20 protein-coding genes, 1 tRNA gene and 1 other RNA gene are annotated in these 19,773 nt (G+C 62.2%); 17 read left to right on the top strand and 5 right to left on the bottom strand.

What is annotated here, in order from left to right; translation table 11 throughout:
• Window positions 1-33: 33 nt before the first annotated feature.
• Complete coding sequence (locus M0639_RS11105) at window positions 34-618, bottom strand: helix-turn-helix domain-containing protein (protein WP_064075178.1); 585 nt, start codon at window positions 616-618, stop codon at window positions 34-36.
• Between the two features lie 65 nt (window positions 619-683).
• On the opposite strand from M0639_RS11105, the gene M0639_RS11110 reads away from it, so the two are divergent.
• The 3 genes from M0639_RS11110 (at window position 684) to ssrA (ending at window position 3,663) form a co-directional block, all read left to right on the top strand.
• A complete protein-coding gene (locus M0639_RS11110) occupies window positions 684-1,631 on the top strand; it encodes an NAD(P)/FAD-dependent oxidoreductase (RefSeq protein WP_064075179.1) in 948 nt (315 codons plus the stop codon).
• Window positions 1,632-1,651: 20 nt separating this feature from the next.
• Window positions 1,652-3,226 carry an SDR family oxidoreductase gene (locus M0639_RS11115; RefSeq protein ID WP_064075180.1) on the top strand — a complete coding sequence of 525 codons (1,575 nt, stop codon included), beginning with the start codon at window positions 1,652-1,654 and terminating at the stop codon, window positions 3,224-3,226.
• Window positions 3,227-3,292: 66 nt separating this feature from the next.
• Window positions 3,293-3,663: a transfer-messenger RNA gene (gene ssrA, locus M0639_RS11120) on the top strand.
• A 104-nt stretch (window positions 3,664-3,767) separates the two neighbouring features.
• Here ssrA and M0639_RS11125 read toward each other — a convergent pair.
• From M0639_RS11125 to M0639_RS11135, 3 genes are all read right to left on the bottom strand, one after another.
• Window positions 3,768-4,757 carry an alkaline phosphatase family protein gene (locus tag M0639_RS11125; RefSeq protein WP_231915154.1) on the bottom strand — a complete coding sequence of 330 codons (990 nt, stop codon included), beginning with the start codon at window positions 4,755-4,757 and terminating at the stop codon, window positions 3,768-3,770.
• Between the two features lie 92 nt (window positions 4,758-4,849).
• Window positions 4,850-6,151 carry an HNH endonuclease signature motif containing protein gene (locus tag M0639_RS11130; protein ID WP_064075181.1) on the bottom strand — a complete coding sequence of 434 codons (1,302 nt, stop codon included), beginning with the start codon at window positions 6,149-6,151 and terminating at the stop codon, window positions 4,850-4,852.
• Window positions 6,152-6,261: 110 nt separating this feature from the next.
• Window positions 6,262-7,083: a GNAT family N-acetyltransferase gene (locus M0639_RS11135; RefSeq protein ID WP_197486206.1), complete on the bottom strand. Its 822-nt coding sequence runs from the start codon at window positions 7,081-7,083 to the stop codon at window positions 6,262-6,264.
• A gap of 53 nt (window positions 7,084-7,136) precedes the next feature.
• Here M0639_RS11135 and M0639_RS11140 point away from each other — a divergent pair, with 53 nt between their 5' ends.
• The 13 genes from M0639_RS11140 (at window position 7,137) to M0639_RS11200 (ending at window position 18,473) form a co-directional block, all read left to right on the top strand.
• Window positions 7,137-7,769, top strand: a complete 633-nt coding sequence (locus tag M0639_RS11140) for a dienelactone hydrolase family protein (RefSeq protein ID WP_064075182.1) — start codon at window positions 7,137-7,139, stop codon at window positions 7,767-7,769.
• Complete coding sequence (locus tag M0639_RS11145; protein WP_064075183.1) at window positions 7,766-9,046, top strand: NAD(P)/FAD-dependent oxidoreductase; 1,281 nt, start codon at window positions 7,766-7,768, stop codon at window positions 9,044-9,046. Before M0639_RS11140 ends, M0639_RS11145 begins: the two co-directional genes overlap by 4 nt.
• Window positions 9,037-9,780 (top strand): DUF1365 domain-containing protein, encoded by a 744-nt coding sequence (locus M0639_RS11150; protein ID WP_042450068.1) that lies wholly within the window; start codon window positions 9,037-9,039, stop codon window positions 9,778-9,780. Before M0639_RS11145 ends, M0639_RS11150 begins: the two co-directional genes overlap by 10 nt.
• Window positions 9,777-11,066 carry an SAM-dependent methyltransferase gene (locus M0639_RS11155; RefSeq protein WP_007731299.1) on the top strand — a complete coding sequence of 430 codons (1,290 nt, stop codon included), beginning with the start codon at window positions 9,777-9,779 and terminating at the stop codon, window positions 11,064-11,066. Before M0639_RS11150 ends, M0639_RS11155 begins: the two co-directional genes overlap by 4 nt.
• On the top strand, window positions 11,063-12,379 hold the full coding sequence (locus M0639_RS11160) for a class I SAM-dependent methyltransferase (RefSeq protein WP_064075184.1): 1,317 nt from the start codon (window positions 11,063-11,065) through the stop codon (window positions 12,377-12,379). The genes M0639_RS11155 and M0639_RS11160 overlap by 4 nt, the downstream gene beginning before the upstream one ends.
• A complete protein-coding gene (locus M0639_RS11165) occupies window positions 12,376-13,179 on the top strand; it encodes a DUF1295 domain-containing protein (RefSeq protein WP_064075205.1) in 804 nt (267 codons plus the stop codon). The genes M0639_RS11160 and M0639_RS11165 overlap by 4 nt, the downstream gene beginning before the upstream one ends.
• A gap of 23 nt (window positions 13,180-13,202) precedes the next feature.
• Window positions 13,203-13,580 (top strand): fluoride efflux transporter FluC, encoded by a 378-nt coding sequence (locus tag M0639_RS11170; RefSeq protein WP_064075185.1) that lies wholly within the window; start codon window positions 13,203-13,205, stop codon window positions 13,578-13,580.
• Complete coding sequence (gene crcB / locus M0639_RS11175; protein ID WP_003942344.1) at window positions 13,577-13,921, top strand: fluoride efflux transporter CrcB; 345 nt, start codon at window positions 13,577-13,579, stop codon at window positions 13,919-13,921. The genes M0639_RS11170 and crcB overlap by 4 nt, the downstream gene beginning before the upstream one ends.
• A gap of 97 nt (window positions 13,922-14,018) precedes the next feature.
• Entirely contained in the window at window positions 14,019-15,656 is a 1,638-nt protein-coding gene (pgm, locus tag M0639_RS11180) for a phosphoglucomutase (alpha-D-glucose-1,6-bisphosphate-dependent) (protein ID WP_064075186.1), read from the top strand.
• Between the two features lie 42 nt (window positions 15,657-15,698).
• Window positions 15,699-16,952: an MFS transporter gene (locus M0639_RS11185; protein ID WP_003942326.1), complete on the top strand. Its 1,254-nt coding sequence runs from the start codon at window positions 15,699-15,701 to the stop codon at window positions 16,950-16,952.
• Window positions 16,953-16,977: 25 nt separating this feature from the next.
• Complete coding sequence (locus M0639_RS11190) at window positions 16,978-17,466, top strand: MauE/DoxX family redox-associated membrane protein (protein ID WP_003942318.1); 489 nt, start codon at window positions 16,978-16,980, stop codon at window positions 17,464-17,466.
• Between the two features lie 42 nt (window positions 17,467-17,508).
• Window positions 17,509-18,252, top strand: a complete 744-nt coding sequence (locus tag M0639_RS11195) for a DsbA family protein (protein WP_007731305.1) — start codon at window positions 17,509-17,511, stop codon at window positions 18,250-18,252.
• A gap of 145 nt (window positions 18,253-18,397) precedes the next feature.
• A tRNA-Ala gene (locus tag M0639_RS11200) sits at window positions 18,398-18,473 on the top strand.
• A 61-nt stretch (window positions 18,474-18,534) separates the two neighbouring features.
• Here the strand turns inward: M0639_RS11200 and M0639_RS11205 are convergent.
• Window positions 18,535-18,759, bottom strand: a complete 225-nt coding sequence (locus M0639_RS11205) for a site-specific integrase (protein ID WP_054801644.1) — start codon at window positions 18,757-18,759, stop codon at window positions 18,535-18,537.
• A gap of 50 nt (window positions 18,760-18,809) precedes the next feature.
• Here M0639_RS11205 and M0639_RS11210 point away from each other — a divergent pair, with 50 nt between their 5' ends.
• Window positions 18,810-19,370, top strand: a complete 561-nt coding sequence (locus M0639_RS11210; RefSeq protein ID WP_064075187.1) for a hypothetical protein — start codon at window positions 18,810-18,812, stop codon at window positions 19,368-19,370.
• Window positions 19,371-19,773: the final 403 nt, after the last annotated feature.

Below are 19,773 nucleotides of genomic sequence, written 5' to 3' on the forward strand. Positions count from 1 at the left end.
TTTTCGAGTTCCAGCGTTTTCAGTCCTAGCGTTTCAGCCGCGTCTGTCGGCCGGCGCTGCGCGTAGGTGAACCCGCTCGCCTTGTTTTCCGAAGAGGCTGATCGCCTCGGCCGGCCGTCCGTCGGCAGCACTGATGCGGTGCGGGATGTGCGTGTCGAACTCGGCGGCCTCGCCTGCCCCCATGATGAAATCCCGGTCGCCGAGTTGGAGTCGGATGCGCCCGGACAGAACGTAGACCCACTCGTAGCCCTCGTGGAATCCCGGTTCGCGATCGTCGTCGGTGGGCGAGATGATCATCTTGTAGGCCTGCAGATTGCCGGGTTGACTGGTCAGCGGAATGACCGTCATACATCCGACCGTTCGAGGTTCTTCTCGAACGCGGGGGTCCTTGATCTTGCTGTTCACCAGGTCGTCCAACGGGACGCCGTGTGCCTTGGCAATCGGCAGCAGAAGCTCCAAGTTGGCTCGGCGAGTACCGGATTCGAGTCTCGACAGTGTGCTGACGCTGATGTCGGTGGCCTCCGACAAATCGGCCAGGGTCATCCCGGACTGTTGGCGCAACGCACGTAGGCGAGGGCCGATGCCGGCTAGTACGGCTTCGAACGATGGTTCGGTCATGCACTCATTTTGCCAAAGTGGCAACAGTGTTTGTCAAGACTGCGTTCTCTTGTCATTCTGGATTCATGACGCAGAACTCATTCGACGTAGCAGTAATCGGAGCCGGTGCGGCAGGCCTCAACGCCGCACTCATTCTCGGTCAGGCACGCAGGTCCGTGATCGTCTTCGACAACGGATCGCCACGGAACGCGGCCGCCGACCACATGAACGGATTCCTCTCCCGTGACGGCATGAACCCGGCAGAATTGTTGACCATCGGCCGAGGTGAGGTCCGCAAATTCGGCGGCGAGTTCCATGACGGCACCGTTGTCTCCGTGACACGGGACGGCGAGAAATTCTCGGTAGAACTGGCTGGCGGCAGCAAGATTCAGGTGCGCAAGGTGCTTGTTTCGACGGGTCTGACGGACCGCCTACCGGTAGAACTCGATGTCTTCGGCGAGCGTTGGGGCCGCGATGTGTTGCACTGCCCGTACTGCCACGGGTACGGCGTGCGTGATCAGCCGCTCGGCGTGATCGCCAAGAGCGCGGAATTTGCGATGCACCAGGCGCTCATGGTTCGCCAGTGGTCCGATGACGTGGTTCTCTTCCTTCATCGCATCACCGAACTGAGTTCCGAAGATCGGGAAAAGCTTGCGGCTCGCGGTATTTCGATCGTCGAGGGTGAGGTTGCCGGTCCCGTCGTCGAGGATGATCGGTTGGTGGGCGTGCGGTTGGCCGACGGCAGTGTGGTCGCGCGTTCGGCGGTCTTTGTCGGTGGCGCCCTCACGATGGACCCCAACGATGCGATCTTGCGCGCATTCGGTGCGCAGCGCGCCGAGACGATGATGGGCGATTTTGTCACAGTCGACATGATGGGGGCCACAAGCGTGCCCGGCGTGTTCGCCGCGGGCAATGTCGTGGACCCGGGTGCCCAGGTCATCATGGCCGCAGCCGCCGGGGCGAAGGCCGGAGCGGGGATCAACATGATGTTGACCAACGACGACCTCGAGGTTGCACTCGCGCTTCGCAGTTGAATTGTGCGTAGCGTGGGGTGATGGACGCAGTGAGAGTGTTGATCACGGGTGCGACCGGATACATCGGCGGACGTCTTGCCCCTCGCCTGGTCGAAGAGGGTCATCGAGTTCGAGTGGTGGTGCGCAGCCCGGAGAAACTACGCGATGTTCCCTGGCACGATTCGGTGGAGATCAAGCGCGGGGATCTGACCGACAGTGCCACCCTCTCAGGTGTTTTCGACGATATCGACGTGGTCTACTACCTCGTTCACGCCATGGGTGGGGGAGGGTCGTTCTCGGATATCGACAAGCGAAGCGCGGAGAACGTCGCCGCCGCTGCCCGCGATGCGGGGGTGCGACGGATCGTCTACCTGGGCGGGCTTCATCCCTCCGACCGAGAGTTGTCGACTCACTTGCAGTCCCGGCTCGAAGTCGGTCGGATCCTGCTCGACTCCGAGGTTCCGGCGGTTGTGTTCCAAGCTGGAGTGGTGATCGGATCGGGTTCGGCGTCCTTCGAAATGGTGCGCCACTTGACCAATCGGCTTCCGGTGATGACCACACCCAAGTGGGTGCACAACAACATTCAGCCGATCGCGGTGCGTGACGTACTCCACTATTTGATAGCAGCCGCGGCGACGACGCCGGAGGTCAACCGCGCCTTCGACATCGGTGGGCCGGATGTCATGCAGTACGGCGAAATGATGAACACCTACGCCGACGTCGCTGGATTGGTACGCCGACGCATCCTCGTCCTGCCCGTCCTCACCCCGCGTCTGGCAGGTCACTGGGTGGGATTGGTCACGCCGATCCCACGAGGTTTGGCGATGCCCCTGATCGAATCCCTGCAGAACGACGCGGTGATGCACAATCACGACATCGACGGCTTCATCCCGCCTCCCGCCGAGGGCCTCACGCCGTATCGAGAAGCGGTGCGACTGGCACTTCGAAAGATCGACACCGGTGAGGTGGAGACGGCGTGGTCCGGTGCAACGATTGCGGGCGCTCCATCCGATCCTCTTCCATCCGACCCGGATTGGGCCGGCGAAGCGGTCTACGTCGATCATCGCGAACGTGACTGCGCGGCGGATCCGAAAACCCTCTGGTCGGTGGTCGAGTCGATCGGCGGCGAGAACGGTTGGTATTCATTCCCTTTGGCGTGGGCCATTCGGGGGTGGATGGACCGCGCGGTCGGTGGTGTCGGACTGCGCCGGGGCAGGCGGGATCCACGCCGGCTCAACACGGGCGAAGCCCTGGACTTTTGGAGGGTCGAAGAAATCGATCGAGGCAAGTTGCTCCGATTGCGCGCCGAGATGAAGGTCCCGGGCGGAGCATGGTTGGAGTTGCGAGTATCAGAAGGCCCAGCCGGTGCCGACGGACGGCCGGTGGGTTCCCACCTCGATCAACGCGCGGTCTTCTTCCCTCGCGGGCTCGCGGGTCGGGCGTACTGGTATTCGATCCTGCCTTTCCACGGAGTCGTCTTCCAGGGGATGATCACCAACATCACCGGTGCCGCCGAGCGTGAGATGGCTGCAGTGCAGGAAACGGGTGCAGTGCAGGAAGCGGGTGCAGTGCACGAAACGGCTGGGGCGAAGGACACGGAAAGTGCCGCCGATTAATTGGTATGACTTCCGAACTTCGGCGCGTTATAGTGAATAGCCCCACGAAAGACGCGGGGCACACACGGGGCTGAACGGTTTCGACTGCGTGTGTTGAGTTAGGGGAAGCGTGTCGGTGCAGGCAAGAGACCACCGTAAGCGTCGCTGCAAACCTATAAGCGCCGATTCCAATCAGCGCGACTACGCTCTCGCTGCCTAAGTAGCGAAGCGTGTCTGTCAGCCCGGGGTTGCCCTCGACCCGGTTCCTGGCATCAGCTAGAGGGCTTTACTGTTCGGCTCGGTCACGGAGTCGAATGGGACATCAAACAGTGACTGGGATCGTCATCCTGGCTTGTTCGCGAGACCGGGAGATCCAAGTAGAGACTTAGCGAACTGCACACGGAGAAGCCCTAGCGATTCAACGTAGGACCCGGGTTCAATTCCCGGCAGCTCCACAACAGGTCGGGCCGGAGAGCACACGCTCTCCGGCCCGACCTTTTTGCTGCCTTTTTGCTGCTGTCTTGCTGCGGCACGCTGCCGTGTGGCCCGGGCCTTCTTGCGATCAGGAGCCGAAGAATCCCAGGTCGACCGAGCCGACGAAGCCGGGAGCTTCCTTGGCCAGCGGCTTGCCGTCCAGATCGGCAGGCAATGCAACGCCCAGGCTCTGGAGGATTGTCGGGGTGATGTCGGCGATCGTGTACGAGTCTGTGTTCTTACCGGCCGCGTATCCCGAGCCGCGTGCTATGACGAATGTCGTTGCTTCCGCGGGTGTCTGACCGCCGTGCCCACCGGCGGGCTTGTGCCCGTGATCCGCAGTGACCAGTACAGTCCACTTCTCGCCGGTCTTTGCTGCGCGCTGATCGACGGCATCGACAATCTTGCCCACCTGAGCATCGACCGAGGCGATGGACTCTTCGTACGCAGCGCCGTTGGTGCCGCCGCTATGTCCCGCGCCGTCCACCTGATCGAGTTGGGTGAAGATCAGGTCAGGTCCCTTGTCTGTGATCTCGCGGGCGACGGCGTCTGCCGTCGCAGCGTCGGTGGCCGCTCCGGAACCTGCATCGGCCGTGGTGACGACAACGTCGGCTTTCGGTGTCCCACTGGAGGCGATGTTGTCGATGCCGCCCCAGGTGGAGATCGATTCGGTGAGGAGGGAGGGCTTTGCTGTTTCCAGCCGGGTGAAGACGCTCGGGTAGAGGTCGAAGCGGGCGCCCGCGTAGGTGTTGTCCTTGACTCCGTGCTTGGTATCCCAGACTCCGGTCAGGATGGTCGACCACGACGGTCCGGAGATGGTGGTGTGGCCGAGGATGGAAGATTCTCCGCTGGTTCCTTCGGCGATCAGCTTCTGGAGACGGGGAGCGTCGGCGGTCTTGATGTGGCTGAGCATAGTGCCGTCGAGGCCGATGACAACTGTCTTCTCGGCGGCCGACGGATTGAGGTCGGATGATCCGGGAATTGCTGCAGCGGTTGCAGTTCCGGCTGCTACCGCGCCGGCGACGAGGAGTGTGATAGCGGCTGAGGTGCGTGCGATTTTCTTGGTCACGCTAAGCATCTTGCGATAGGACTAGACCAATTGCACTACCTGGATGTGAGGGTTGTCCTGTTGTTCACGGCAGATTCAGATTGGACTAGACCAATGTTTCCTCAGGCGGCCCAACCGTCGAGGATGACGCTGACCGCGTGATCGAGGTGAAGGGGCTCGCCGTCCCATCTTGGGATGATCGCGTCGTCGGGTATGTCTCCGCGCAGTAGGCCATCAGCGAATCCCTCGGTCGGTGGTGCTGGGTCGATGACGTCACCATTGGCGTAAAGGAACTCGAACTTCTGCTCGCCGAGAGCAGTGATCGTGAACTGGCCGTCATGCAGCGCGCGGTGGCAGGTGCCGCACAGCATGATCAGATTGTCCAAGTCCGTATTTCCGCCGCGTCCCCAGAATTTCACGTGATGTGCGTGTAAGAAGCGAGTCCGCCCGCAACCCGGTGTGCGGCAACATCCGTCGCGGTAATTCAATGCCAGCATTTGTTTGGCGCTGACGACGCGGGTCCTTCGGCCCAGATTCAAAACGCATCCCTCCTTTGTCGTTCCCAGGCGAAGTTTCGCGTTGCAGAGCACTTCCTCGGCGGCACTTTGGGGGAGCGCGGGTCCACTCGGTACACGGACGGTGTTCGCTTCGTGGAAGAACGCAACTTCGTTCGCGGCGGCCTTGGACGTGCGGTCTGTGACTGCGGCGGTGGCGAGCTCTGCCATCGCGACGAGTCCTGGTCCGATATTTCCGGCCGGGTTCTTTGTAGCCTTCTCGTCGACAGGGCGGATGGCAGCGGTTCGGGTGCGTTCACGTTCCGCCACCGCCAATGCTGCGAGGATTCGGGCGCCGTCCTGTGCGGGCAGGCGTCCTTTGATGACAAACTCGCCCGTATCCGAGTCCCAATGCCAGCGGACCTGAAGATGTTCGGGCGCTTTGCTTTTGCCGGATTCATTGTCGGTTGCATTACGCAGACCTGCGGCGAGACGATCGATCTGGGCTGCGGGCGCCTCGCATCCGAACCGAACCATCTGCTGTTCGTTTGACGGCGTGGTGACCCGGGTGAGTGCGCGAACCTTCGAGTAGGACAGCCGGCCTTGCTCGAAGGCCTTCCGCATCTCGGGCAAAGGTCGGAGCGCTTTGGCGACGCGAACATATTCCCTGCCGGTGTGCAGGCTCATTCCACATTTCCACGACAGCCAGTGGGCGCATGAATGCAGTCCAGGGCCGGACCAGCCGCGGTCTTCGTCGAACTTCGACAGGAGGGTGAGGAATCGAGCCGTGGCCGCCGCGATCTGGCCGGCGAGAGCGCAGATTTCGGAGCCGAGTTGCTCTACGTCGCTTCGGGTGGAATCCGGCGTTTCTTCATTGATCGGTGCCGCGGTATCGGTCAGTTCTGCGGTATCGGTCAGTGCTGCGTTCATCGTTGCCCCCCGGCGCGTGTCCGACAATGTTTCGAATGTACGTTCGATGATAGATGCCAGTACCGACACACATCCGTGGATGAGGACGGAAAGCGTCCCCGCGGGGACGTCTAACCGCTGCCGATCGAGTACTCGGCGTAGGTACCGACATCCTCGAAGCCGACGTTTCGATAGAGCTGTGCGCCGTCGCTGGACGCCTGAAGTACAGCGGTTCGGGCACCTCGCTCGCGGGCGATGTCGAGTGCGGCAAGGGTGACCGCCGAGCCGAATCCGCGTCGGCGCGCCGTTTCGAGTGTGACGACCCCATACAGTCCGGCGACGTCGGCGGCAAAATGGACCTCGGCTCCGGCGACAGGCTGGGAGTTCGCGTATCCCACGACAAACGAACTCCGCGAGCGCTCATCGAGGATGTCATCGGCGGTGTCTTCGAAGAAACCTATTACTGCGGTTGAGGGCGGCGACCAATTGGCGGCCATCACGGCGGCATAGTCGGCGAGCTGCGAACGAGTCGTCACTCGCTGAACGCACAGTTCTGCGACAGGCGTTGGGCGTGGGACGACGTCCAAGTCTGCCGTCATTGCTCTTTCTTCCTCGGAGCGCACGCAGCCGAGGGCTGACAAGCGAGCGCCGAGGTCAGAGGGCTTGTCGCGCGGACCCGTCCACCAGGAGAACGGACGACCGGTTGCTCGAAGCCACGCGAGTACGTCGAGTAGTCGTCGGTCTTCTTCCGGGCCTTCAGCAGCAGGTACAGCGAAGCGCGCACCAGCGATGATGTTGAAAGTGTCGTCGGTGAGGCCGCTGTCTGCGACGACAACATCTGCAGAGACCGTGACCGATCCCGTCGGCAAGTGTTCATGCAGGTGGCAGGCATGGGATACCAAGTTGGCGTCCATGGCGTCGAGGACATCGCCGACGAGTGCTTTACGATTCACAAAAGAAATTCTACGAACCCCATCCAAATGGTTTTCGGCTCCGAATGCCGTGTATGACGCCCAACCGACGGCAACAGCAGGACGGTGACCAGCACCTGGTGGTGCTAGTGCTGCCTGGAGGAAAGGTATCGAGCCATCGCCCGGCTCGCGCCTGGCATCTGTCCAACCTTCGGATGTGCCCGTTCACCGCTCAGCTTCGCCTCTCCGGTGTGAAAGCGGTGCAGGCTCGCTATCGAGTTCGAGGTTGGAACGGTGCCGAGCGCAGTCCGGTCGCCGACGCCCGCGCCGCACTCGACGCGATAACGAAACGTAATTCACAAGCTCGGGTGATCCTGCTGGGGCACTCGATGGGCGGACGGGTCGCCGCCGAACTGTGTGGCGATCCGGCGGTGGTCGGTGTGGTCGCGCTGGCGCCGTGGTGGCCCGATGGAACGTCGGTGAATCTGCGTTCGGACACACCACTGTCAGTCCTTCACGGCACGGCTGACTCCTGGACCGATCCGGAGGTGTCGCGGCGAAAGGTCGACGAACTGCAGGCGTCGGGTAAGAGCGCTGAATGGATCGGCATCGACGGCGCAGGCCACTTCATGCTCCGTCGGGCGGCGACTTGGCATCGCCTCGTCGCGGATGCAATCGCAGGAATGAGTCGCGGGGTAGCCGCAACAAAGATGGGAGAACGACGATGAGTTCCGACAAGCGCAAGGTGGCCGTCGTCGGTAGTGGTGTCGCAGGTCTGACAGCGGCGTGGGTGCTCAGTAAGGACAGTGACGTCACCCTCTACGAAGCGGATTCACGGCTCGGCGGGCACGCGGACACCCATTCGGTCACCGACCCGGAAGGGCGAAGCCTCGCCATCGACACGGGGTTCATCGTCCACAACGATCGCACCTATCCGACATTGTTGCGATTGTTCGCAGAACTCGATGTGCCTACGCAGGAATCCGACATGAGCATGTCGGTCAGGTGTGGGGGGTGCGGGCTCGAGTACTCGGGAGGCCAAGGTTTGCGCGGCGTTCTCCCGACGCCGGGGCTGCTGGTGAACGGCAGTTTTCTGTCGATGCTGATGGAGGTCAAGCGCTTCCATCGCCGTGCCCGCGCATTGCTCGACAACACGGATCCGTCGGCACCTGACCAGACGCTGGGAGTGTTTCTGCGCAGCGGCCGGTTCTCCGACTACTTCACCGCTCACTTCATGACTCCGCTCGTGTCGGCAGTCTGGTCGTGTGATCCCGGCTCGGCCCTGAAATATCCCGCGCGGTACCTGTTCTCGTTCCTCGATCACCACGGAATGCTGAGCGTCACTGGATCGCCCACCTGGCGAACAGTCACCGGTGGATCGGGCGAATACGTTCGTCTCGTCGCCAAAAGTATCGGGGATATCCGCCTGAACACGCCGGTTCGCGCCGTCCACCGGTTCGACGATCGCGTCGACATTCGTGACGGCGACGACCAGATCCAGACCTTCGACGCAGCCGTGGTCGCAACGCATCCGCAGCAAGCGCTGAAGATTTTGGCGGATCCGACGCCTGTCGAATCCCAGGTCCTCGGTGCAATGCCGTACTCCGTCAACCACACCCAACTTCACACGGACGAAAATGTGCTGCCCGGCAACACCAATGCGCGCGCGTCGTGGAACTACTACATCCCTGAATGCAACGCGAAGCCGGATCACGTTCTGGTCAGCTACGACATGACGAGGTTGCAGCGGCTGCCGGAGACCGGCCGGCGCTACCTGGTGACGTTGGGGGGAGACGAAATGGTGGCCCCGGACTCGGTGATCGATCAGATGACCTACGAGCATCCGCAGTACACACCCACCTCCGTCGCCGCTCAAGCGCGGCTTCCCGAGTTGGACTCGGACGTGCTCGCGTTTGCCGGTGCGTACCACGGATGGGGCTTCCACGAGGACGGTGCACTCTCTGGCCTGCGCGCCGCCGAACGCGTCGGAGGTCGGTGGCCGTGACCGCACCCATCACGCCGTCCATCGTTCATACGAGCATTCGGCACGTACGAACGGAGCCGTTGCACAACGAGTTCGAGTACCGAAGCTACAGTTGGCTCGTCGACGTCGACGATTTGCCCGAGCTCCCGAAGGCTTTGCGGCCCTTGGCGAAGTTCGACGCCGGGGATCACCTCGGCGACCCCACTCGATCGATTCGTGCCAACGTCGAGACTTTTCTGGCAACCAACGGATTGGAGTTCGCCGGCGGTCGCATCCTCATGCTTGCGAACGCGCGTGTGTTCGGCCATGTGTTCAACCCGCTGAGTGTGTTCTGGTGTCTGAACGACGACGGCAGTCAGCGGTGCGTCGTTGCCGAGGTTCACAACACCTACGGCGAGCGGCACTGCTACCTGCTCGAAACCGACGAACGTGGCGCGGTTCGCACGTCCAAAGAGTTCTACGTATCTCCGTTCAACGATCTGGACGGCGAGTACCGGATGCGACTTCCGCTACCCGACACCGCGCTCGCGCTCTCGATAGTTCTGGCCCGTGACGGCAAGGCGCCCTTCGTGGCCACGGTGTCCGGTCGTTGTGTGCCGGCGACGACGCGCGAGATCGTGCGCAGTGCGCTCGCCATCCCGCTGGCTCCGCTCCGAGTCGCTGCGCAGATCAGATTTCAAGGAATCCGGCTGTGGGCCAGGCGCTTACCCATCGTTCCCCGACCGCAACATCACCCGCAGGAGGCAGTGCAATGACCACAACCACTCTCGGCACCGAACCTTCCGCTCACACGATCGAAACCGAGCGGTGGCCGGGCGTCGCCACCGTGCCGAGCGGGCTCAAAGTGCGGGTTGCATCACCGGTTGCCCGCGCCCTGTTCCACAAGGCGGTCGCACGTTTGCCGCTGCGTGTCCAGATGCCCAACGGTGAGTTCTCCGGTGGCGGTAGCCCCGATTCGCCGTTGATGGTCATTCACCGCCCAGACGACTTCGCTGCTCGTGTGGGGGACAGTGGTTTGATCGGATTCGGCGAGTCTTACATGGCGGGCGATTGGGAAGCATCCGACCTCACTGCGGTCCTGGAAGTCTTCGCCTCCCGCGTGGCGACGCTCATTCCCGACTTCCTGCAGCGGCTACGAGGCCTATACATTCCGAAGCAGCCTCGCAGTGAACGGAATTCGACGCAGAACACGCGCTCGAACATCTCCCGGCACTACGACCTCTCGAACGAGATGTTCGAACTGTTCCTCGACGACACCATGACGTATTCCAGTGCCCTCTTCGAGGATCTGTCGGTAGGGGCGACCCCGTCGTGGGACGTGTTCGCAGCGGCGCAGCATCGGAAGATCGATCGACTGCTGGATGGCGCAGGTGTCGGACCCGGTTCGCGAGTGCTCGAAATCGGCACAGGCTGGGGAGAATTGGCGATCCGAGCTGCCCAACGGGGAGCGACGGTGCGCTCGGTGACACTTTCGGTCGAACAGCAGGAATTGGCAGCGAAGCGGATAAGCGCTGCGGGATTGGCAGATCGCGTTCAGGTCGACCTTCTCGACTATCGGCAGGTACAGGGGGAGTACGACGCCGTTGTGTCGGTCGAGATGATCGAGGCCGTCGGCCACCAGTACTGGGGAAGCTACTTCCAGACGATCGACGCCCTGCTGGCGCCGGGTGGGCGCGCGGCGATCCAAGCCATCACGATGCCGCACGATCGAATGCTCGCGACCCGCAACACCTACACCTGGGTGCACAAGTACATCTTCCCCGGCGGATTTCTCCCGTCGGTGCGGGCGATCGAGGACGTCACCGAGCGCATGACAACCCTGCGGGTGCGTGAGCGGATGTCGATGGGCGATCACTACGCGCAGACGTTGCGACTGTGGGACGAGCGATTCAGCGCTCGCACCGACGAGGCGTCCGCGCTCGGGTTCGACGCAGTGTTCGCGCGCATGTGGCATTTCTATCTCTGCTACTCAGAGGCGGGGTTTCGGTCGGGGTATCTCGACGTCCAGCAAATTGTTCTCGATCGGAGGAACCAGCGATGACCGCCACGATGGATCGAACGGCACAAGGTACCGGCGTTGCGGGTCGTCTCTCGGACATCCTCAGTCCACTTGTCGGCGGCGAACTTCCGGTGCGGTTGACTGCATGGGACGGCAGCACAGCAGGTCCGGAAGATGCTCCGAAAGTGACGCTCTACAGCCCGAATGTGCTGCGACGCTTGCTCTGGAATCCCGGCGAGTTGGGGGCTGCGCAGGCGTATGTTCTCGGTGAACTCGACGTCGAGGGCGATCTAGGCGATGCACTCACACACGTGTGGAAGGTGTCTGCCGAGCGGGGGCTCGGGTCGATTACCCCGACACCGTCGCTCGTCTTGGCCGCGGTCAAGGCTGCGCGATCCTTCGGTGCTTTCGGGAGACCTTTGGCTCCGCCGGCGTCGCAGGCTCAGGTGAAGGGGCGCCTGCACAGCCTCGCCCGCGACCGCGAGGCGATCGGGCACCACTACGATTTGTCGAACGATTTCTACCAATTGATCCTCGATGAGAACATGGCGTACTCCTCGGGCTATTGGACTTCCGATGCACCGGACTACACGCTCGAAGACTCACAGACAGACAAGCTGGACCTGGTGTGCCGCAAGGTCGGTCTCGATCGAGCGCGAGGCTTGCGGTTTCTCGATGTCGGCTGTGGTTGGGGCTCGCTCAGCCTGCATGCAGCGCGGGAGTACGGCGCCAGGGTTGTCGGAATCACGATCTCGGCGGAGCAGAAGGCTTTTGTCGACGCGAAGGTCCGCGCGCTCGGTTTGGAAGACTGGGTCGAGATTCGCCTCCAAGATTATCGAGAGATTCCAGACGGTCCCTTCGATGCGGTCGCTTCCATCGAGATGGGTGAGCACGTCGGTGAGGACAACTATCCGACCTACGTGAAAGCGCTCCACGACAATGTTATTGCCGGTGGCCGTGTGCTGATTCAGCAGATGTCCCGCACTGGCCCGCACCCCGGGGGAGGTCCGTTCATCGAGTCGTTCATCGCGCCGGACATGTACATGCGGCCCGTCGGTCGCACTGTTGCGATGATCGAGGAAGGTGGACTCGAAGTGCGGGACGTCCACGCCCTGCGTGAGCACTACGTGCGGACCGTCGACGCGTGGATCGAGACCTTCGAATCGAACTGGGATCGCGTCGTGGATCTCGTGGGTGTCGAAGTCGCCCGGGTGTGGCGTCTCTACCTCGTCGGCGGAGGAATGGCATTTCGGGACGGCAGGATGGGCGTCGATCAGATTCTGTCGGTCCGGCCGCACGGTGATGGTCGATCGGGTATGGAACCGGTACGGCCGCAGTGGGTGTCGCGGCGATGAACGGATTCGACTGGGGCGCGTTCGGAGTGGTCACACTCGCGAGTCTGCTGGCGATCGCCGTCGGAATGGCGGTGACAGCCACGATCGGTGTACGGATCGGGCGCCACAACGTTGTCGACGTGTCGTGGGGCGCCGGCTTCGTTCTGATCGCGCTCGTGTCCGCGATAGTGGGAACCGGCGACCTCTGGCGCCGGTTGCTGATGCTTGCGCTCGTGGCGATCTGGGGTCTGCGGTTGGCGACGCACATGGCGATTCGATCGCGTGGCAAAGGTGAAGACCCGCGGTACGAAGAAATGCTCGGACGAGCGACGGGTAATCGAACGCTGTATGCGATCCGCAAGATCTATCTCACGCAGGGGATTTCGTTGTGGTTCGTCTCCCTGCCGATCCAGGTCGCAGCAGTGTCGAACGGCAGCTTCGGACTTCTTGTCGTACTCGGAATCGCGCTGTGGATTGTCGGCGTCACGTTCGAGACGGTCGGCGACCGACAGATGGAGGAGTTCAAATCCGATCCGGGCAGCCGTGGCCACATCATGGATCAAGGTTTGTGGGCATGGACGCGGCATCCCAACTATTTCGGCGACGCGTGTGTCTGGTGGGGGATCTTCCTCGTCTCGGCGTCCGTGTGGCCGGGGGTGTTGACCGTCCTCTCACCGATCGCCATGACGTACTTCCTGGTCTTCGCCACCGGAGCGCGGTTGCTCGAGCGACACATGGAACAGCGTCCGGGCTATCGCGAGTATCAGCAGCGGACAAGTTACTTCATTCCTCGCCCGCCGAAAGCCCGCTCCGGGACGTAGGCTCTTTCGGGTGAGGCCAGAGCATGGGTGATCTGAAACTGCCGGCTGCGGTATGCGCGGTTGCCGTCGGCGGAGGGTTGGGCGCGCTCAGCCGCTACGGTCTGGGGGAGCTCTTTCCCCACATCTGGACGACTCTGGTCATCAACGTCGTTGGCTCGTTCGTTCTCGGTGTTCTCGCGGCCCTGCTCGTGCACAACAAGGTTGGGTACCTCTTTCTCGGCACGGGCTTCTGCGGCGGCTTCACCACCTTCTCGTCCTTCGCGGTTCACGCCGTGACGGAGAGTCCGTGGCGATCGATTCTCTATGTTCTCGGGACGTTGATTCCCGCGATCCTCGCTGCAGCACTGGGCAAAGGGTTCGGTGAACGCTGGATCCGCGCGCGGGACGGAGCGTCGGCATGACAGTTCTCCTGGTGGCGCTCGGCGGCGGCGCTGGTGCGAGTGGCCGGTACCTGTTGGCGCGGTATGTGCCCGCGTACAAGGGATTTCCGGCTGCGACGTTCGCCGCGAACGTGATCGGCTGCTTCCTCCTTGGATTGTTCACCGGGGCAGCTCTTTCCACCGAGATGGCCGCACTTCTGGCGACCGGCTTCTGCGGCGGCTTGTCCACCTATTCGACCTTCGCGACCGAGAACGTCGGGATGATCGAGAGGCGCCAGACGGCGCTTTCTCTGATCTACATCGTCCTCAGTCTGATCGTGGGACTGTCCGCTGCGTGGTTGGGAATCCAGATCACGGATTGACGGATCCGGCGCCGAGCGTGCACGCCACGCGGCCAGGGTAGACAATTGTCCACAGTCGCGTCGACACAGTGGTCGACCACCGGGCCGAGGGGGATTCGTGGCGCACGAACGAGCAGGACAAGTGGCTCTGCCAGAGGATCTGATCAATGTTCCTCATCTGGTCACCGCGTATTACACGCGCACTCCGGATCCCGAGAACCCGATGCAGCAGGTACTTTTCGGCACTTCAGGACATCGCGGTTCCAGTCTCGACTCGGCGTTCAACGAAGCTCATATCCTGGCGACAACCCAGGCGATCGTCGAGTACCGCGCTTCGCAGGGAATCGACGGCCCGCTGTTCATCGGCCGGGACACACATGCGCTCTCGGAGCCTGCCTGGCTGTCGGCCTTGGAGGTCCTGGTCGCCAACGACGTCGTCGTCCTCGTCGATTCACGCGACGCCTACACTCCCACCCCGGCTGTCAGTCACGCGATCCTGCGATACAACTCGACGGGTCCGGAGGCCAAAGCCGACGGCATCGTCGTGACACCGTCACACAATCCGCCTCGTGACGGCGGCTTCAAATACAACCCGCCGCACGGCGGGCCCGCGGACACGGATGCGACGTCGGTTATCGCCGATCGAGCGAACGAGCTACTGCGCAAGGGGCTTTCCGGGGTACGGCGTGTGACGGCGGCACAAGCGCTGGACCGCGTCGAACGCTACGACTTCCTCCGCTACTACGTCGAAGACCTCCCCAGTGTCCTCAACCTCGACGCGATCCGCGATGCCGGAATCACGATCGGTGCAGACCCCCTCGGCGGGGCAAGCGTCGACTACTGGGGCGCGATTGCCGAAACTCACCGACTCGACCTCGAAGTGGTGAATCCTCTCGTCGATCCGACCTGGCGGTTCATGACGCTCGATACGGACGGCAAGATCCGCATGGACTGCTCGTCGCCCGACGCGATGGCGTCGCTGATCGGGATTCGGGATCGCTACGACATCGCGACCGGAAACGATGCGGACTCCGACCGCCACGGCATCGTCACTCCCGACGGCGGTTTGATGAACCCGAATCACTATCTGGCCGTTGCCATCGAGTACCTGTTCGCGAACCGGCCAGGTTGGGGCGCAGATACCAAGGTCGGCAAGACCCTCGTGAGTTCCTCGATGATCGACCGTGTCGTGAGCAGCCTGGGCCGCGATTTGCTCGAGGTTCCGGTCGGGTTCAAGTGGTTCGTTCCCGGATTGCTCGACGGGTCTGTGGGATTCGGCGGCGAGGAAAGCGCCGGCGCGTCCTTCCTCCGACACGACGGTTCCGTCTGGACGACGGACAAGGACGGCATCATCCTTGCGTTGCTCGCGTCGGAAATCACCGCGGTGACGGGAAAGTCTCCGTCAGCGCACTACGCCGCGTTGGCCGAGAAGTTCGGGAGCCCGGCGTACGCACGGATCGATGCGCTCGCGACACGCGCACAGAAGGCAGTCTTGGCAAAATTGTCTCCCGACCAGGTGAGTGCGACCGAGCTGGCGGGTGAACCGATCACCGCGACACTGACTGCCGCGCCCGGAAACGGCGCGGCGATCGGTGGTCTCAAGGTGACGACGGAGAACGCGTGGTTTGCAGCGAGGCCGTCCGGCACGGAGGACGTGTACAAGATCTATGCCGAGTCGATGAAGGGCGCCGATCATCTGGCTCAGGTTCAGGCAGCGGCCAAGGACTTGGTGTCCGGCGTCTTGAAGGCGAACTAGCCCGCGGACCGCTCAGGTCGCCCGGCTAGAATTCCGGGCGACATGAAAACTCGTGCAGCCAAGCTGCCACAGGAAATTTGGGTACTGGTCGCCGCCAGCTTCGTCATCGCCCTCGGATTCGGGTTGGTCGCCCCGGCACTACCTCAGTTCGCGCGCAGCTTCGACGTATCGGTCACCGCCGCCACGATCGTGATCTCGTCTTTCGCTTTCATGCGGTTGGTGTTCGCGCCGATGAGCGGCACTTTGGTACAGAAACTCGGTGAGCGGCCGGTCTACATCGTCGGCCTTCTCATCGTCGCGGTCTCGACCGGTGCGTGCGCTTTCGCGGGGGAGTACTGGCAACTTCTGCTGTTCCGGTCGTTGGGCGGCATCGGGTCGACCATGTTCACGGTGTCGGCCCTCGGGCTGATCATTCGCATGTCACCGTCGGACAGTCGCGGCCGCGTGTCGGGTCTGTACGCGACAAGCTTTCTCATGGGATCGATCGGCGGCCCGCTGGTCGGCGGTGCGCTGTTGCAGTTCGGTCTGCGGATGCCGTTCATCATCTACGCAATTGCGTTGGTGATCGCCGCGCTCGTTGTCTTCGTGAGCCTGCGTGGATCTCATTTGGCGTCACCGGACAAGGCTGTCGATGTGAAGTCGATGACTCTCACAGAAGGCCTCCAGTCTCCGGTGTACCGGGCAGCGCTCGGATCGAACCTCGCCTTCGGTGGCGTGATCTTCGGAGTTCGCGTTGCCATGGTTCCCCTGTTCGTCGTCGAGTTCCTCGGCCGAGACCCCTCGATTGCGGCCTACGCCCTGACGATCTTCGCCGTCGGCAATGCGTTGGTGTTGATCGTCTCCGGACGACTCTCGGACCGCTTCGGACGCAAGCCCTTTGTCGTGAGCGGCCTACTCATCTGCGGTCTGGGAACCATCGCAATGGGATTCACCGACAACCTCGTGGTGTTCTTCGCCATTGCCGCAGTGACTGGTGTCGGCTCCGGCCTCATGAGTCCGGCCCAGCAGGCCGCGGTTGCCGATGTTGTCGGATCGACGGCCCGAGGCGGACCCGTTCTGGCGGTATTCCAGATGATGTCCGACATCGGTGGGGTAGTGGCGCCGATTTGTGCCGGGCTGATCGCCCAACATGTTTCGTACTCGGCGGCCTTCGCGGTGATGGGAGCCGTAGTAGTCGTGTCGGCGACGGGGTGGTTGTTCGTTCCGTCGCGAACGAAGCCCGTCGAATCCGTCGTCGAAGATCTGACTGATGTGACGGTGCTAACGGATACTCCTGCGCGGACAAACCTAGACTGACCGGGCATTCTGTACTCTCGATCGGGTGGCAATTCGCATCGTGAGTCTTGTGGCCCGATTGGGTTTGGCGGCCGTTTGGCTGATTTCCGGGGGACTCAAGTTCTTTGATCCCGTTCAGACGAAGATCGCGGTGCGCGCCTATCAACTATTGCCCGAGTCACTGGTGGGTCCGGTGGCGACGGCTCTTCCCCTGGTCGAAATAGTCCTGGGCCTGCTGATCCTCGTCGGGTTGGCGGTGCGAGCATCCGCTGCAGTCTCGGTGGTCATCCTCACGGTTCTCATTGCGGTGATCATTTCGGTGTGGGCCAGGGGATTGTCCATCGACTGCGGATGTTTCGGCGGCGGAGGTGCAGCCGACGTCGGCGCTTGGGACTATTCGAAGGAGATTCTCCGCGACCTGGGCTTCTTGGCACTTGCCGTCTGGCTGCTCGTGTTCCCGCGTTCGCCACTCGCATTAGGGCCCGGATCACGCGCGGCGTTCTCAGTGGATACTCAGTCTTCAGTGGCAAGGTAAGCAATCGGTAAATCGTTTCGACGCACGAAGGACTGCATCAGCGTGAGCACCAAGAGCAGCAAGAACAAATACTCGCCGGAACCGGTCTCGAGCCGCTCCACCTACATCATCGGTGGCCTCGCGGTGCTCGTGATCGCGGCCCTCGTCATCGGCGGTGTCTTGTGGACGAACAGCAAGAACAAGCCCCAGAACGACGGTTACGGCTCCGTGCAGAGTTCCGAAGTTGCTGTCACGGTGCAGGACAACGGAGTGGTGCTGCTCGGCAAGCCCTCCGCCGCGACAACCATTGATCTCTTCGAGGATCCGCTGTGCCCGGCCTGTGCTGCTCTCGAACACCTCAGTGGCCAGGCTCTCGCGGCCGCCGTCGACAACGGTGACGTCGCCGTGCGATACCACATGCTGAACTTCCTCAACCGGGCCTCGGGCAGCGGTGACTACTCCACACGGGCCGGCGCTGCGCTCCTGTGCGTTGCTCAGGGCGGCGACGCGATCGCGTACTCCGCATTCCACAACAAGCTTTTCGCGACCGACACGCAGCCGGCCGAGGGCGGCAGCAGCGACCACACCAACGACGACCTCGCCCAGATCGCTCGTGATGCGGGCGCATCCGAGGACGTGGCAACCTGCATCTCTTCCGGTACCAACGTCGAAGCCGCCGCGGCCAATGCCGCAGCCGCCAGCCAGGCGCTCAAGGATGTCGGGTCGAACGGGACGCCCACGGTAGTGGCGAACGGCAAGATCGTTGACACGGGCAGTAGCGACTGGGTTTCCAAGCTCTCCTCCTGAGTTGAAGCGGCCGCTCGGACGAGGAGCGGCCGCTTCGCTCTGACCAGGCGATTTGTTGCCCAGGAGTCAAGTGGTGTAACTTTCTTCCAGCGAGCGGAAAGCAGTAAAGCCGCTTCGAGTTCGACTGTTAGAGTGAATTGAATACGGGGCTATGGCGCAGCTGGTAGCGCACCACACTGGCAGTGTGGGGGTCAGGGGTTCGAGTCCCCTTAGCTCCACCAAAAAAGACCAGGTCAGAGGATATTCCTCCGGCCTGGTCTTTTCGTATTCGAGGATGTTGTCCTAACTCTGTCCTACGGCCTCAGAAAGTGCGGCCGAAGCGGCCACTAACCGATCGTTCGACACTCGCCCGTAGACCGCCTGAGTCATCCGTTCCGAGTGGCCGTGCCAGGCAACGACTACGTCGGCGGGGACTCCGGCTGCGCGCATACGTGACACCGACGAATGCCGGAGGTTCCGCAGCGTGATCTTCGACAGTCCGGCCTCGCGGCGCTGCTGTGCGAACATTCGCGAATACTCCTTAACTGGTAATCCTTGGACCTGACGCCGATGAAATCGTGGGCGGTTTCCTGACCGATCTCGGTCAACCACTCGACAACCTGCACGACGACATCGCCGCTCAGCGTGTGGTCGGGGAATTGCTCGACGTACTGCACGATCTGGAGGTAGTCGCGCGGCGAGCACGCCGTCAGATCGACAAGGCTGAGCAGCGGCGAGCAGCGTTTCACCAGCGGATCACACACCGCGATGATGCGGCTGACCGTGAGGCAGCCGAGCGGGAGCAGCGCTGCGCCGAGGAATCGGCAGCGCGTAAAGCGCTGGAGGACAGGATCTCTCGGGTCAGACTGTGTGCCGAACAGCACGGCTTGATCCTGGAGAAGGTTCCGAATTACGACGCCGTCGGTGTGGAGCGGTGGCGACTGGTCACCTCCGAACGAGGTAACCGACTGCTTCCGCACCGCTTCGATGATCCAACCGCCTGGCGCGCCCTGGAAGTCTTGTCCGAGGTGGACGGCAATTCGTGGTGCTACCTGAAAGCGAGGGACCACTCCGACAAGTCGAGCAATGGCTCACCCACCACTGAGGGTTGCGGGGGATGTAGCCAGCTGTTCAGGTGAGCGGCGACCCTTTCACCTGAACAACGTTGTTCGCTAACCGGGTGAAATGTGAAATGTAGTCTGTGAACCGTGCCCAAACGGACAAACGAGTTCCAGGAAATCGTCGCAATCATTCATTCCCATCTCAGTGCGGGTGCGACAGTCACGGAGTCGAAGATGCTCAGAGATCTGGACTCTGGGAACTTTAGGGAAGTAGATACGTGCATCGAAAGCGTGACTGCTGGACATCCGGTCATAGTGAGCATCGAGTGCCGAGCCCATAAGCGCCCGCAAACAGTCAGTTGGGTGGAAGAAATGCATAGCAAGCATCTGAGGCTTCCCACAAATGTCTTAGTTCTCGTTTCGTCGTCAGGGTTCACCCGCTCAGCGATCGAGAAAGCTCGACAATTCGGGATCACTACCG

The organism is Rhodococcus qingshengii JCM 15477 (genome assembly GCF_023221595.1).
Taxonomy (GTDB): Bacteria; Actinomycetota; Actinomycetes; order Mycobacteriales; family Mycobacteriaceae; genus Rhodococcus_F; species Rhodococcus_F qingshengii.

Bases quoted from the DNA above. Each gene is read 5' to 3' on its own strand.
- M0639_RS11105 (WP_064075178.1), bottom strand. From the start codon at position 618: ATGACCGAACCATCGTTCGAAGCCGTACTAGCCGGCATCGGCCCTCGC.
- M0639_RS11110 (WP_064075179.1), top strand. From the start codon at position 684: ATGACGCAGAACTCATTCGACGTAGCAGTAATCGGAGCCGGTGCGGCA.
- M0639_RS11115 (WP_064075180.1), top strand. From the start codon at position 1,652: ATGGACGCAGTGAGAGTGTTGATCACGGGTGCGACCGGATACATCGGC.
- M0639_RS11125 (WP_231915154.1), bottom strand. From the start codon at position 4,757: ATGCTTAGCGTGACCAAGAAAATCGCACGCACCTCAGCCGCTATCACA.
- M0639_RS11130 (WP_064075181.1), bottom strand. From the start codon at position 6,151: ATGAACGCAGCACTGACCGATACCGCAGAACTGACCGATACCGCGGCA.
- M0639_RS11140 (WP_064075182.1), top strand. From the start codon at position 7,137: ATGACGCCCAACCGACGGCAACAGCAGGACGGTGACCAGCACCTGGTG.
- M0639_RS11145 (WP_064075183.1), top strand. From the start codon at position 7,766: ATGAGTTCCGACAAGCGCAAGGTGGCCGTCGTCGGTAGTGGTGTCGCA.
- M0639_RS11155 (WP_007731299.1), top strand. From the start codon at position 9,777: ATGACCACAACCACTCTCGGCACCGAACCTTCCGCTCACACGATCGAA.
- M0639_RS11160 (WP_064075184.1), top strand. From the start codon at position 11,063: ATGACCGCCACGATGGATCGAACGGCACAAGGTACCGGCGTTGCGGGT.
- M0639_RS11165 (WP_064075205.1), top strand. From the start codon at position 12,376: ATGAACGGATTCGACTGGGGCGCGTTCGGAGTGGTCACACTCGCGAGT.
- M0639_RS11170 (WP_064075185.1), top strand. From the start codon at position 13,203: ATGGGTGATCTGAAACTGCCGGCTGCGGTATGCGCGGTTGCCGTCGGC.
- crcB (WP_003942344.1), top strand. From the start codon at position 13,577: ATGACAGTTCTCCTGGTGGCGCTCGGCGGCGGCGCTGGTGCGAGTGGC.
- M0639_RS11185 (WP_003942326.1), top strand. From the start codon at position 15,699: ATGAAAACTCGTGCAGCCAAGCTGCCACAGGAAATTTGGGTACTGGTC.
- M0639_RS11205 (WP_054801644.1), bottom strand. From the start codon at position 18,759: ATGTTCGCACAGCAGCGCCGCGAGGCCGGACTGTCGAAGATCACGCTG.